Origin of the sequence: Flavobacterium sp. LC2016-01, assembly GCF_009711135.1 — a bacterium.
GTDB lineage: Bacteria > Bacteroidota > Bacteroidia > Flavobacteriales > Flavobacteriaceae > Flavobacterium.
On record NZ_WMIC01000002.1, the window covers coordinates 210,855 to 225,057 of the forward strand.

Annotated in this window: 13 protein-coding genes; 7 read left to right on the forward strand and 6 right to left on the reverse strand. The window is 33.8% G+C overall.

The genetic code is table 11. From position 1 onward, the window contains the following. The first annotated feature begins 59 nt into the window (after positions 1-59). Both GKZ88_RS05300 and GKZ88_RS05305 read left to right on the forward strand, forming a co-directional pair. Complete coding sequence (locus GKZ88_RS05300) at positions 60-875, forward strand: hypothetical protein (RefSeq protein ID WP_155101357.1); 816 nt, start codon at positions 60-62, stop codon at positions 873-875. Further along, positions 875-1,489: a deoxynucleoside kinase gene (locus tag GKZ88_RS05305; RefSeq protein ID WP_089052568.1), complete on the forward strand. Its 615-nt coding sequence runs from the start codon at positions 875-877 to the stop codon at positions 1,487-1,489. Before GKZ88_RS05300 ends, GKZ88_RS05305 begins: the two co-directional genes overlap by 1 nt. Positions 1,490-1,598: 109 nt before the next feature. On the opposite strand, the gene GKZ88_RS05310 is transcribed toward GKZ88_RS05305, so the two are convergent. From GKZ88_RS05310 to GKZ88_RS05330, 5 genes are all read right to left on the reverse strand, one after another. Beyond that, the gene (locus tag GKZ88_RS05310; protein WP_155101358.1) at positions 1,599-4,157 is read right to left on the reverse strand and encodes a sodium-translocating pyrophosphatase; all 2,559 of its coding nucleotides are present in this window, start codon (positions 4,155-4,157) and stop codon (positions 1,599-1,601) included. Between the two features lie 112 nt (positions 4,158-4,269). After that, entirely contained in the window at positions 4,270-4,800 is a 531-nt protein-coding gene (locus GKZ88_RS05315) for an inorganic diphosphatase (protein ID WP_155101359.1), read from the reverse strand. Between the two features lie 111 nt (positions 4,801-4,911). Next, positions 4,912-5,511: a DNA-3-methyladenine glycosylase gene (locus tag GKZ88_RS05320; RefSeq protein ID WP_155101360.1), complete on the reverse strand. Its 600-nt coding sequence runs from the start codon at positions 5,509-5,511 to the stop codon at positions 4,912-4,914. A 204-nt stretch (positions 5,512-5,715) separates the two neighbouring features. Next, on the reverse strand, positions 5,716-8,217 hold the full coding sequence (locus GKZ88_RS05325; protein ID WP_347343858.1) for a DUF5686 family protein: 2,502 nt from the start codon (positions 8,215-8,217) through the stop codon (positions 5,716-5,718). Positions 8,218-8,284: 67 nt separating this feature from the next. Next, on the reverse strand, positions 8,285-9,262 hold the full coding sequence (locus GKZ88_RS05330; RefSeq protein WP_035645643.1) for a pyruvate dehydrogenase complex E1 component subunit beta: 978 nt from the start codon (positions 9,260-9,262) through the stop codon (positions 8,285-8,287). A gap of 492 nt (positions 9,263-9,754) precedes the next feature. Between GKZ88_RS05330 and GKZ88_RS05335 the strand changes: the two genes are divergently transcribed. The 4 genes from GKZ88_RS05335 to GKZ88_RS05350 all read left to right on the forward strand — a co-directional run bounded on the left by GKZ88_RS05335 (position 9,755) and on the right by GKZ88_RS05350 (position 13,277). Next, a complete protein-coding gene (locus GKZ88_RS05335; RefSeq protein ID WP_140508076.1) occupies positions 9,755-10,501 on the forward strand; it encodes an electron transfer flavoprotein subunit beta/FixA family protein in 747 nt (248 codons plus the stop codon). A gap of 79 nt (positions 10,502-10,580) precedes the next feature. After that, on the forward strand, positions 10,581-11,549 hold the full coding sequence (locus GKZ88_RS05340) for an electron transfer flavoprotein subunit alpha/FixB family protein (RefSeq protein ID WP_155101362.1): 969 nt from the start codon (positions 10,581-10,583) through the stop codon (positions 11,547-11,549). A gap of 161 nt (positions 11,550-11,710) precedes the next feature. After that, positions 11,711-12,334 carry a bifunctional nuclease family protein gene (locus GKZ88_RS05345; protein ID WP_133523313.1) on the forward strand — a complete coding sequence of 208 codons (624 nt, stop codon included), beginning with the start codon at positions 11,711-11,713 and terminating at the stop codon, positions 12,332-12,334. Positions 12,335-12,425: 91 nt separating this feature from the next. Further along, positions 12,426-13,277, forward strand: a complete 852-nt coding sequence (locus GKZ88_RS05350) for a thymidylate synthase (protein WP_155101363.1) — start codon at positions 12,426-12,428, stop codon at positions 13,275-13,277. Between the two features lie 42 nt (positions 13,278-13,319). Here GKZ88_RS05350 and GKZ88_RS05355 read toward each other — a convergent pair whose 3' ends face one another. Further along, a complete protein-coding gene (locus GKZ88_RS05355; protein ID WP_115888168.1) occupies positions 13,320-13,616 on the reverse strand; it encodes an isoamylase early set domain-containing protein in 297 nt (98 codons plus the stop codon). Between the two features lie 244 nt (positions 13,617-13,860). Here GKZ88_RS05355 and GKZ88_RS05360 point away from each other — a divergent pair, with 244 nt between their 5' ends. Continuing rightward, the gene (locus tag GKZ88_RS05360) at positions 13,861-14,199 is read left to right on the forward strand and encodes a 2TM domain-containing protein (RefSeq protein WP_155101364.1); all 339 of its coding nucleotides are present in this window, start codon (positions 13,861-13,863) and stop codon (positions 14,197-14,199) included. Positions 14,200-14,203 lie beyond the last annotated feature (4 nt).

Below are 14,203 nucleotides of genomic sequence, written 5' to 3' on the forward strand. Positions count from 1 at the left end.
CTTTTTAAACTTTTATAGTAAGGTTTTTTGTAATTTGGCTCGATCGAAACCTGAAAAAAATGAATAGAACGGTAATAAATATCTTATTTTTCTTTTTAATTGCCAGTATTCCTTCTATTCTATCGGCACAAAATCCAAAAATAAATGCAACCCAAATTTCTCATACAGACTATACCGCTGATGAGTATTTAGGCCAAGATTCATTCGGATTTAGTTATCAGATCAGCAATAATGTTTTCAGTAAATTTAAAGGAAGTGAGGTTTTTGAATACAAAAATGTTTCTTTAGGAAGAATCACAAAAACTGACTTACAAAATCCGCTGAAAATCGTTTTGTATTATGAAGATTTCAATACTGTTGTGTTACTAGATAATCAGCTGAACAAAATTACTGAAATCAATTTTTCATTGAATTCTACTCCAATTGTCGTCAGTGCAATCGGCATGTCCACTCAAAATCAATTATGGATTTACAATGCACTTAACCAGCAAATTGGACTTTTTGATTATTTAAAAAATGAATATAAAACGGTTTCTATTCCATTGACCGAATCCATTAAATATTACCAAACCGATTTTAATACTTTTTATTGGATCGATAAAAAAAACAACTGGTATTCGTGCGATATTTTTGGGAAAATCACAAGCCTTGGAAATGTATCCGATTTTGATAAAATCGAAATAATTGATGCTCAAAAGTACATTTTCAGCAAAGGTAATCTGTTGTATTTAAAGAACATTAGCAAAGAGAAATCAACTGTAATTTATGAAATTGAAATTTTAGAAAAATCGTTTGACAATTTCTATTACAAAGACCAAATTTTATCTATTTTTACAGCTAAAGAAATTGTAAATTATAAAATCGTAACACCGTAATGCACATAGCAATAGCAGGAAATATCGGCGCAGGAAAAACCACCTTGACCAAATTATTAGCCAAACACTTTAAATGGGAACCTCATTATGAAGATGTGGTTGATAATCCGTATTTAGACGATTTTTACCACCAAATGGAGCGCTGGTCCTTTAATTTACAAATCTATTTCTTAAATAGCCGTTTTCGTCAGGTACAGCAAATTCGCGAAAGCGGTAAAAAAATTATTCAGGACAGAACGATTTATGAAGATGCTTATATTTTTGCTCCCAATTTGTATTCAATGGGATTAATGACGAGCCGTGATTTTGAAAATTACACTTCACTTTTTGAATTAATGGAATCACTGGTAAAAGCTCCAGATTTATTGATTTATTTAAGAAGTTCTATCCCGAATTTAGTTGGACAAATTCACAAACGCGGACGTGAATATGAGAACTCAATTTCTATCGATTATTTAAGCCGTTTGAACGAAAGATACGAAGCGTGGATTCAGACTTACACAAAAGGAAAACTATTAATTATTGATGTTGACAATATTAATTTTGTTGATAATCCTGAAGATTTAGGAAACATTATTAATAGAATTGATGCTGAATTAAACGGATTGTTTTAAAACACGAATTGCACAGATTTACACGAATAAAAAATGCCTCTAAAATTATTTAGAGGCATTTTCTGTTTAAAGAAGCTTTGTCAAAGTTTAAAACTTTGACAAAGTTGTTTTATTTAGCAGTTGCCGCCTTGATTTTAGCTTCAACTTCTTTTTCTGTTCCTTCGTAAACTTCGGTAGTTGTTTTACCATTTTCAGTTTTTGTAACAGTTCCAACGGCTTTCCCATTTACATTTTTTAAATCAACTCGAACTGAGGTTTTATCATATTTAGTTACATCAAAACAATCTGTTTTTTGATGAACAAATTTTCCGTTTGCGTCATAATGTGCTAAGCATTTTGCAGTTTCTTCTGCTGTGCAGCCTTTTTCTTTGCACATTTTAGCACATTCTTCTTTAGTCATTGTTGACAAATCACCACATTTAGAAACGCCGCCGGCATGCATTTCTGTTTTAACACAGCAAGAATCTTTTTCTGCCATTCCTGAAGCTGAATGTCCGTCACCTAAAATTGGTGCCACAACCAACCCGATCAAACAAGTCAATTTAATTAAAATATTCATCGATGGCCCAGATGTATCTTTAAATGGATCTCCAACTGTATCTCCAGTTACCGCTGCTTTATGCGCATCAGAACCTTTATAAGTCATTTCGCCGTTGATCATAACTCCAGCTTCAAAAGATTTTTTAGCATTGTCCCAAGCACCTCCTGCATTGTTTTGGAAAACTGCCCAAAGTACTCCAGAAACGGTAACTCCAGCCATATATCCTCCTAACATTTCAGCAATTAATTGATTGTTATCTGAATAAACCAATTTCCCTAAAAGTACAATTGCAATTGGAAAACCAATAGTCAAAATTCCCGGAAGCATCATTTCGCGTAAAGCTGCTTTTGTAGAAATTTCAACGCATTTTCCGTATTCTGGTTTTCCAGTTCCTTCCATAATTCCAGGGATTTCCTTGAATTGACGACGCACTTCATAAACCATATCCATTGCCGCTTTTCCAACAGAATTCATCGCTAAAGCTGAGAAAACTACCGGAATCATTCCGCCCACAAATAACATGGCTAAAACTGGTGCTTTGAAGATATTAATTCCATCAATTCCTGTAAACGTTACATATGCAGCAAACAATGCTAATGAAGTTAAGGCTGCAGAAGCAATTGCAAATCCTTTCCCCGTTGCAGCTGTTGTGTTTCCAACTGAATCTAAAATATCGGTTCTTGTACGAACTTCTTTTGGCAATTCACTCATTTCAGCAATTCCTCCTGCATTATCAGAAATTGGTCCGAACGCATCAATTGCTAATTGCATTGCAGTTGTAGCCATCATTGCTGAAGCTGCTAATGCAACACCATAAAATCCAGCCAAAGCATAAGAAATCCAGATGGCACCTGCAAACAATAATACAGTTGGGAAAGTAGAAATCATTCCTGTTGCCAAACCTGCAATAACGTTTGTTCCTGCTCCTGTAGATGATTTTTGAACAATTGCCATAACTGGTTTTGTTCCTAATCCTGTATAATATTCTGTTACTGATGAAATAGCTCCACCAACAACTAATCCGACTAATGTAGCATAGAAAACACGCATTGAAGAGATATCTTTTGAGCCTTCACCAAAAAAGCTCATCTGCATTGTTTCCGGTAACATGTGCTGAACCAAAAAGTAGCAAGCAATTGCAGTTAAACCAATCGAAACCCAGTTACCTATATTTAATGCTTTTTGAACTTGAGCTTCTTTAGCATTATCATCTGAAATTTTTACAAGCATTGTACCGATAATCGAAAACAAGATTCCGAAACCGGCAATTGACATTGGAAGTAAAATTGGTCCAATTCCTCCAAAAGCATCATTAATGCTTCCGCCCATGTCTTTTATAACATAATTTCCAAGAACCATTGCTGCTAAAACTGTCGCAACATAAGATCCAAATAAATCAGCTCCCATACCTGCAACGTCACCTACGTTATCTCCAACGTTATCAGCAATTGTTGCTGGATTACGAGGATCATCTTCTGGAATTCCAGCTTCAACTTTACCAACTAAATCGGCTCCAACGTCAGCAGCTTTAGTATAAATTCCACCACCAACTCTGGCGAACAATGCGATAGATTCTGCACCAAGCGAAAACCCAGCTAAAGTTTCTAAAACAACAGTCATTGTCTCAGTATCTTTCCAAACACCCCCCGATAATAAATTAAAGAAAATTATAAAGAACGCTGTTAAGCCTAAAACTGCTAATCCTGCAACACCGAGTCCCATTACAGTTCCTCCGCCAAAAGAAACTTTTAAGGCTTGAGGCAAACTTGTACGTGCTGCCTGTGTTGTTCTAACGTTTGTTTTGGTCGCGATTTTCATTCCAATATTTCCTGCATAAGCTGAAAATAACGCTCCAAATATGAATGCAATTACTATAAATAAATGTGTTTTTACTCCCGGAATAAAAGTAATTCCTGCTAAGGCTAAACTCGCAATAATTACAAAGATGGTTAATAGCTTATATTCGGCTTTTAGGAAGGCTAAGGCTCCTTCGTAGATATGATCTGAAATCTCTTTCATCTTACCGTCTCCGGCATCTTGTTTTAAAACCCAAGTCCTCTTTATTCCCATGAAAAGTAATCCTAAAACTGCCATAACTATTGGCAGGTAAATCATAAATGCATTCATAATTATTTAATGGTTTTGGTTAATAGTCAACAATCTAACTGAAACGAATTTAAACAAAAAAGCAATACTCCTAACGGAGTATTGCTTTTTTTATAATAGAATAGGGTAAAAATTATTTAATGCTAAATAATCCCTCTGGTTTATTTTCAATGTCATCAAAACGTTTCGTGCACTCAGCAATAATTGCGTAAGCTTCGTTTACGTCTCCCCATCCTTCAACATCAACTTTTTTGTTTTCAAGATCTTTATAAACCTGGAAGAAATGCTCGATTTCTTTCACTAAGTGCGGATTCATATCTGAAAGATCATTTAATGAATTCCAGATTGGATCTGAAACTGGTACACAAATAATTTTTTCGTCTGGTCCTTTATCATCTGCCATGTGGAAAACACCAATTGGCTTAACTTCCATTACACATCCAGGGAAAGTTGGTTCGTTTACTAAAACCAATACATCAAGAGGATCTCCATCAAGTGCTAAAGTTTCTGGAATAAATCCATAATCAGCTGGGTACATCATTGAAGAGAATAACATTCTGTCGAAACGCATTCTTTTGATCTCAAAATCATACTCGTATTTATTTCTGCTTCCTCTTGGTATTTCGATTAATACATCGAAAGTCGTTAGTTTGTCTGCGGTCATTTTCGTTTTTTATTATATCTATAATTTCGGTTGCAAAAGTAACCAAACATTCTATTTTTACAATAAAAAAACAGGTTAAATTATCTGTATTATCTATTAAAAAACAAGCATTTAATACGTAATTGTTCGATTTCGCTTTTTTAAGTAGTAATGCCAGAGCAAATAGGTTGCATAAGATCGATATGGACTCCACTGTTCTGCATGAATTTCCATTTCTTGTTTATCATGAATATTCAGCAATTCTTTAATTGTATTGATCACTGCGATATCGCCAAGCGGCATCAAATCGGGTTCTTGAAGACAAAACATCAAATAAATATCAATTGTCCAATTCCCGATTCCTTTTAATTTGATAAGTTCTTCCCGAACTTGCTTTGCTGATTTTGAAGGCAGGCTTTCAATATCTAACTCTTTATTTAAAACAGCTTCTGCTAAAATTTTAATATATTTTGTTTTCTGACGGCTTACACCAAGATTCCTAAATTCTTCGTCAGACAAAATTGCCATTGTTTCAGGAGTACATACGGTATGTGATTTGATTTTTAAAAATGTGGCTTTCGCCGAATCTACAGAAACCTGTTGCTCCAATATCAACAATACTAAAGTTTCAAAACCCTGAGGACGTTTCGGAATTGGAGGCAATCCGTACTTTTCGATTATTTCCTGAAATATCGGGCTTTTATTGGTTAGAAAATCGATGGCTTCTTGCATAAGTATTTAAGTCTATGTCAAAATTAAATAAAAAAGAATCTCGCACAAAGGCGCAAAGTTTTTGTTCCCGCAGATTTTGCAGATAAAGCTGATAAAATTTAAATCTCCGCAATCTGCAAAATCTGCGGGAACAAATTTTGCACCACAAAAAAAGCCGCAAAGATTTAAACCTTTGCGACTTTGTAACTTTGAACCTTTGCAACTTTAAAAATAGAATCCGAAAGATCCTTTTACTGCAAATTTATTAGCGTCTGGAGCATTTAGATAACTTCCTCTCCAAGAAAAATCGATACGGAAAACTTTGAAGATATTACCTATTCCGGCATTATATTCCCAATAAACATTTTCTGGTGCATTATAAGGTTGTGCTGAAGCATTTATCGCTCTGTTTGCATCAGAAATAGTTCCATGAACCGCTTTAATACCCACAAATTCTCTCCAGTTCAATTTTCTCATAAAAGGAACTCTTGCAAATAATCTTCCTCCAAAATCATGATTCCACTGCAGGGTCGTATATTGATCTGTAATAAATTCGTAGAAATTCAAGTTACTGAATGTATTTTCAATAGTCCAATACGTCTGGTTACCCGGAATAACACTCATTAAACCTAACGGAATTGTTCCGAAAGTTTTACCAGTTTCCAGAATAATATTTGATCTTCCTAAAGGACCAATGATAATTGGCTGTTTGTAGTAAATCTGTATTTTTTCGTAAGCGAAATCACTTTCAAAAACACCTTTTAATCCATAGCTGAAATTCACAAAGAAATGGCTAAAAGGGCTGTCTACCAAACTTCTTTCTACGCCATAACCAATGGTTTTTCGGTTTGGCATGTACTCAAACTGAATATTAGCTTCTGACTGCCTCACTTTACTTTCAATAACACCCGCAGGATTTGAAGGACTTGGCAAAGTAGTATAATAATCTAAACTAAATGTTTTTGATGCCGACTCTAAGGTTCTATATGAAAAACCTGTTTGGACAATAAAATTCTTTTTTGGTTCAATTTCAAAAGAAACATTACTCAAATTAATATTGGTTAATTTTCCGTTGCTTCCCGTTGTAAATAACGCAGAAGACGCAAAACTTCGCCCTAAAATATCATTTGTAGTAGTTAAACTGGCTCCAATTTGTTCAATATCACGCCTGTTTCCTCCAGAAATAATGATACGTTTTTTCTTATCGACCATCCATTTTCCAGAAACGCCATATTTGAATTTATCGTCATCAAAACCATATGCTGTATATGCCTGTACACGCCATGGATCATTTGGTCCAAAATACGTTCGGCCTCCGGCACGTATCCTTAAACCCTCGACTTCATTATAGCCAAATGTTGAAAAAATAGGTCCAAAATCAAAATTTTTGAACTCAACATAACCGCTTCCCAAAATGGAGACGAGGCTGTACAATTGCTTAAATCGCTTGACAGTCTGCAAAGTATCGAGCATTTTATAAATCCCCTTCTCATCTTTATTCAACTTCTCAAAACGATTTTCTTCCCAAAATTCAGGAGGTCTGTCGTAAACTGCATTGTCGATAAAATTGACTTCTTCTTTATAAAACTTCTCTGGTTTCTGAATATTGAATTTATGATTTCGAAACAAAGTCGTTCGCTTTCCATAAACTCCTTTTGATTTTTCTTTTTTATTCAAAGCAAAATCAGACATCATATAATCACGTGTCAAAAGGAAAACAGAATCATTTTCAACTTCAAATTCCTGTTCGATATAAATATCTTTTACCCAGTTAATATTGGCGCTTTTTGTTACGCCCATATTAATTTTCTTGATGGCAAAAGTGGAATCGTTTACCCAAAAATCACCTTTAAAAGTCAATTCATTTTTACGTCTCGGATAAAAAACAATATTATAACACCATTTTTTGTCAATATAAGCACTGTCTTTCAGTACATAATTATAGACATCAATTCCTGTTTTTGAAAGCGGGCTTGTAAAACTTTTGTCAAAAAATTTAAGGTGATTATCGTAAATATTATAATCTGAATAAAGATCTTTTACGAAAGATAAAATCTGCTGATTTCCGTTGAAACCAGACATCTTATTTCCGGTCAGATTTTCTTTTACTTTCTTTAATTTATTGTCGCCGTAAACATCATAAACCGATTCGTTAATGAAAATTGGCAAATATGTTTTTCCAGTTACTTCAGAAGTATCAACATGCTGGAACACAAACTCCATTCCTTTAAAAAGCTTGTTTTTCATCAAAGCACTGTCAATCGTGTTCATATCGAACTCGACTTTCTCATACTTTTGCATTTCATACTGATTAAATTGATAAAGTCCGTTTTTACGCTTTCTTTCCCAAATTTTCCTCAAGATATCTAATGCTGGATTATTCTTTTTAGAAGTTTTTCCAGTATAAATTACAACTTCATTAAGTGCTTCGGCTTCGCCTAAAACAATTTTAAAATTATAATTAACTGCTTTTTCAAGAGGAACTTCCTTATCTGAAAATCCTGCTGATGTAACTAATAATGCCGTATAAGTATTGGGAGATTCTAAATAAAAACGTCCATCTTCATTAGAAACAATTCCGGTATTAGAACCTTTAAAAACAATATTTGCAAACGGAACAGGCTGATTTGATTTATCCAAAACAATTCCGCTCACTTTAGTTTGTGCAGTAGCAATATTCGCAAATGCAAATACCAAAAACAGGCTGAGTAAAATTATTCTTTTTATCATTTGGCAAAAAAAAACTTCATCAATTAATATGACTGATGAAGTTTTATAAGTATTGTTGATTTTTTTATTTGTACATTACTTTCTTTACTGCTTTTACTACATCACCAGCATTTGGCAACCAGTCTTTTAGTAAAACAGGAGAGTAAGGCGCAGGAGTATCAGCAGTTGTGATACGCTGAATTGGCGCATCAAGAAAATCGAATGCCTGTTCCTGAACGATATAAGTAATTTCAGAAGAAATACTTGCAAATGGCCAAGCTTCTTCAAGAATTACTAAACGATTTGTCTTTTTAACAGAAGTAAGAATAGCATCTTTATCCATAGGACGAACTGTTCTTAAGTCGATAATTTCACAAGAAATTCCTTCTTTAGCTAATTCATCAGCAGCGATAAATGCTTCTTTAATAATTTTTCCGAAAGAAACAATCGTTACATCTTTTCCTTCACGTTTGATATCAGCAACACCTAATGGAATTGTGTATTCTCCGTCTGGCACTTCACCTTTATCACCATACATTTGCTCAGATTCCATGAAAATAACTGGATCATTATCGCGAATTGCTGATTTTAAAAGTCCTTTTGCATCATAAGGAGTTGAAGGAACTACAACTTTAAGACCTGGAGTATTTGCAAACCAGTTTTCTAAAGCCTGAGAGTGAGTTGCTCCTAATTGACCTGCAGAAGCAGTTGGTCCGCGGAAAACGATTGGCACATTAAATTGTCCACCAGTCATTTGACGCATTTTAGCAGCATTATTTATAATTTGATCAATACCTACTAAACAGAAGTTGAAAGTCATATATTCAACAATCGGTCTGTTGCCATTCATTGCAGAACCTACTGCAATTCCTGTAAAACCAAGCTCAGCAATTGGAGTATCGATTACTCTTTTTTCGCCAAACTCAGCAAGCATTCCTTTTGAAGCTTTATATGCTCCGTTGTATTCTGCAACTTCTTCGCCCATTAAATATATGGATTCATCGTGACGCATTTCTTCGCTCATTGCTTCACAAATGGCCTCTCTAAATTGTATTGTTCTCATATTTATATTGTATGTTGAATTTTCTGAAGAGCAAAAATAAATATTTTAAATCACTTAAAAGCATAAATTAAATTTAAAATCGCAGGAAGTTTATCCTCTTCTCTCCCTTTTAACTTTTTGAAAGGTATTGTAATATTTACGAAATCGATATAATTGATGTTATTCTATCTGCAAAAACACTTTTTATACAAATACAATCTTATTTGTGTAATTCTGTTTTTCAATTTAGCTTCTTTTAAACGCAGGAAATCAAAATCTAGTATAAATTCCTTCCCATTTTAACAGCGAAACAACCTCAGATGATTACGAAATTACTAAGAATCAGGCAAAATAGCTGAGTTTTCATTTTTGAAAAGCACTAAAAGACGCTTCAAATTTCATAATCTTCGAAAACGTAATAGTTTTTAAAAAATATTATGCATGCATAGTATATTATTCCGATTTTAATTTCTAAATTTGTCAAAGCATATTACAAATTCAAAATATATACTTATGAAAATATTGGTTTGCATCAGCCATGTGCCTGATACTACTTCAAAAATTAACTTCTCCAATGGTGATTCAGAATTTGATACCAATGGTGTACAATATGTAATAAACCCAAATGACGAATTTGGTTTAACACGTGCAATTTGGTTTCAAGAACAACAAGGAGCAACTGTAACTGTTGTTAACGTTGGAGGTCCTGATACTGAACCAACTTTACGTAAAGCATTGGCAATTGGCGCAAACGAAGCAATTCGTGTAAACGCTAACCCAACTGACGGATTTTTCGTAGCAAAACAATTGGCTGAAGTAATTAAAAATGGCGGTTACGATCTTGTAATTGCTGGAAAAGAGTCTTTAGATTATAATGGAGGAATGGTTCCTGGAATGATTGCTGGAATTTTAGGTTCTAACTTTTTAAACTCTTGTACAAGCGTTACTGTTGATGGAAATAATGTAAAAGCTGTTCGTGAAATCGACGGTGGAAAAGAAACTGTAAGCACTACTTTACCTTTAATTATTGGAGGTCAAAAAGGTCTTGTTGAAGAAAAAGATTTACGTATTCCAAACATGAGAGGAATCATGACAGCAAGAACTAAAGCTTTAACTATTCTTGAACCAGTTGACGCTCCTGTAAATACAAAAGCGGTGAAATTTGAAAAACCAGCTCCTAAATCAGCAGTGAAATTAGTTTCTCCTGATAATTTAGATGAGTTAATCAATTTATTACACAACGAAGCGAAAGTAATCTAGTAATTAGTTTTCAGTCTCAGTTTTGAGTCTCAGTTTATGAACTTGAAACCTTAAACTTTAAACTTTAAACAAAAAAATTATGTCAATATTAATATATGCAGAATCTGCAGAAGGAAAATTTAAAAAAGTTGCTTTCGAATTAGCTTCTTACGCTAAAAAAGTAGCGGAATCATTAGGAACAACGGTTACAGCTTTGACTGTAAATGTTAGCGACGTAAGCGAATTAGGCAAATACGGAGTTGATAAAGTATTAAAAGTAAACAACGATAAATTAACAGGTTTTACTGCTAAGGCTTACGCCGATGTTATCAAACAAGCTGCTGAAAAAGAAGGCACAAAAGTAGTTTTACTTTCTTCTACAACAGACAGTATCTATCTTTCATCATTAGTTGCAGTAGCTTTAAATGCTGGTTTTGCTTCAAATGTTGTTGGATTACCTCTTAGTACTTCACCTTTTCAAGTAAAAAGAAATGCTTTCTCAAACAAAGCTTTCAATATTACAGAAATCAATACTGATGTAAAAGTTCTTGGTTTAGCTAAAAACTCTTACGGGATTTTCGAAAGTGCAGGAGCTGCAGCTGCTGAAGATTTTAATCCATCAATTGGAGATAATGACTTTGGTGTAAAAGTAGAATCTGTAGAAAAAGTAACAGGAAAAGTTTCTATCGCCGATGCTGATATTGTAGTTTCTGGCGGACGCGGATTGAAAGGTCCAGAAAACTGGGGATTAGTTGAAAATTTAGCAGAAGTTTTAGGCGCTGCAACAGCATGTTCTAAACCAGTTTCTGACTTAGGATGGAGACCTCATAGCGAACACGTAGGACAAACAGGAAAACCAGTTGCAACAAACTTATACATTGCAATCGGAATTTCTGGAGCAATCCAGCATATTGCCGGAATCAACTCCTCAAAAGTAAAAGTAGTAATCAACAGCGATCCTGAAGCTCCTTTCTTTAAAGTTGCTGACTACGGAATTGTGGGTGATGCATTTGAAATTGTACCTCAATTAACTGAGAAATTAAAAGCTTTTAAAGCTCAGCATTCTTAATTTAAGAATTCTTAATATTATAGCTGCCTAAAAACAAGATAATCGTATCTTTGTTTTAAGGCAGCTTTTTTGTTCCATATTTTTTGATTAAAATTGCAGCTTTATTTCCCAATCAAAAATAGTATTAAAATGTGGCTTAAGTGCCCTTTTTACAATCATATATGAGTCTAGTAAAATTATCTATAAAAGGAATTTCATACAGTCAAACTCAAAATGGCGCTTATGCCTTAATTTTGAATGAAGTTGATGGCGAAAGAAAATTACCTATCGTAATTGGTGCTTTTGAAGCCCAATCGATTGCTATTGCCTTAGAAAAAGAGATTAAACCTCCTCGCCCACTAACACACGATTTATTTAAAAATTTCGCTGAGCGATTTGATATTGTCGTAAAACAAGTAATTATTCATAAACTTGTTGATGGCGTTTTTTACTCCAGCTTAATCTGTGAAAGAGACAAAATCGAAGAAATTATCGATGCAAGAACCTCTGATGCAATTGCATTGGCATTGCGTTTCAACGCACCAATTTTTACTTATAAAAACATCTTAGATAAGGCCGGAATTTATCTAAAATCAAATACTGCCGATACAGATCAAGGTTCTCAGGAAATTGACGATGTACTCTCTAATCCGGAGACTTTTGGTCACGAAGAAGAAACAAATCAATCTGGAGATGTTTACGCAAAACATAGTTTACAAGAACTGAACGAGCTTTTAGATCAGGCCGTTTCTCAGGAAGATTACGAAAAAGCAGCAAAAATCAGAGACGAAATCTCGAAAAGATAAAAATATTGTTTAATCATTGATTTGTTTATTCGTTAAATCGATTAAACAAATTCTCAATTAAACAAATCCACGATTAAACGATTAAAAGACGATGAAGCAGTACTTAGATTTAGTAAAACACGTTTTAGAAAACGGCAATCAAAAAGGAGACAGAACCGGAACCGGAACTAAAAGTGTTTTTGGTTACCAAATGCGTTTTGATTTAAGTGAAGGTTTCCCAATGGTTACAACAAAAAAACTTCATTTAAAATCAATCATTTACGAATTGCTTTGGTTTTTAAAAGGAGATACAAACATTAAATATCTTCAGGAAAACGGAGTAAAAATATGGGATGATTGGGCCGATTCTAATGGCGATTTAGGTCCTGTTTACGGTCATCAATGGAGAAATTGGAACAGCGAAGAAATTGATCAAATCACTGAATTGATTACAGAGCTGAAAACAAATCCTAACAGCCGACGAATGTTGGTTTCTGCATGGAATCCATCAGTATTGCCAGATACAAAAAAATCATTTGAAGAAAATGTAGCCAATAATAAAGCGGCATTACCTCCTTGTCATGCCTTTTTTCAATTTTACGTAGCAGCTCCAGATTTAGAAAAAGGAGAAACTAAAGGAAAATTATCATGTCAATTGTACCAAAGAAGTGCTGACATCTTTTTGGGAGTTCCATTTAACATTGCTTCTTACGCATTATTAACGATGATGATCGCACAGGTTTGTGATCTTGAAGCTGGAGACTTTATCCACACTTTTGGAGATGCACATATTTACAATAATCATTTTGATCAATTGGAATTACAGCTTTCAAGAGAGCCAAAACCACTGCCAAAAATGATATTAAATCCTGCGATTAAGAACATTTTTGATTTTGATTACAACGACTTCACACTTGTTGATTATGAACCGCATCCGGGAATAAAAGGAAGTGTTGCTGTATAAAAAAACATAAAAAAAATCCGCTTAGAATTTAAGCGGATTTTTTTATACTGCTAAAACGCTGTTTTCGCTTCCAGCAAAATCATTCCATTTATAAGAATCTGCTTCAGGCTCATTCACATAAACGCCGTCAATTAAATACTTAAACTCATAAATCGCATCTTTTACCAAGTCGTAAGTTGCTTTAAAAGTTCCGTTTTTTAATTTGCTCAAAGTTCCTTCTTCTGGATTCCAATTATTGAAATCTCCAACTACAGCAGCGGTACTTGCATCTTTAGCATCAATAGAAAAAGTAACTTTTACTACTGGTTTTGTTTTGATAAACTGTTTTTTTAAAGACATAACTATTTAGTTTTTAGATTGATATGTCTAAGTTACACAAAATCCAGTAAACTTTCGGCATCTCAATATCCGATTTACGACAATAGCAAAAATGCTTATTTATTTTAATCATATCCATAAATTAACCAGCGATAATTTTTTGATTTCAAATTCTTAACTCATTCATTGGCAAATATTATGAAATCAAAATTCCTTGTTTTCAAAATAAATTTTAACTTTATAACCTCATTTCATTTAATATCTTATGGAAAAAGAAGTACACGAACAATATGAATATGCCAGGAGAAGACTCAGACAGAAGAAAATTCTTTATTTTCATTTTGTGCTTTTTCTATTAGGAAGTTTATTTTTATTTGTAGCTAACCGATTTTTTGGTTTTGGAGCAGAATCGAATCAAAACTGGTGTATCTGGGGAATTACGATATGGTTCTTTTTGTTCATTTTACACTTTATAAAAGTCTATATTACAGACAGATTCATGAATAAAAAATGGGAAAGAGAACAAATTGACAGACTTGTTGCACTGCAGCAAAAAAGAATCAGTCAATTGGAATCCAAAATAAACGAGGATACTGAAAAATAAAATT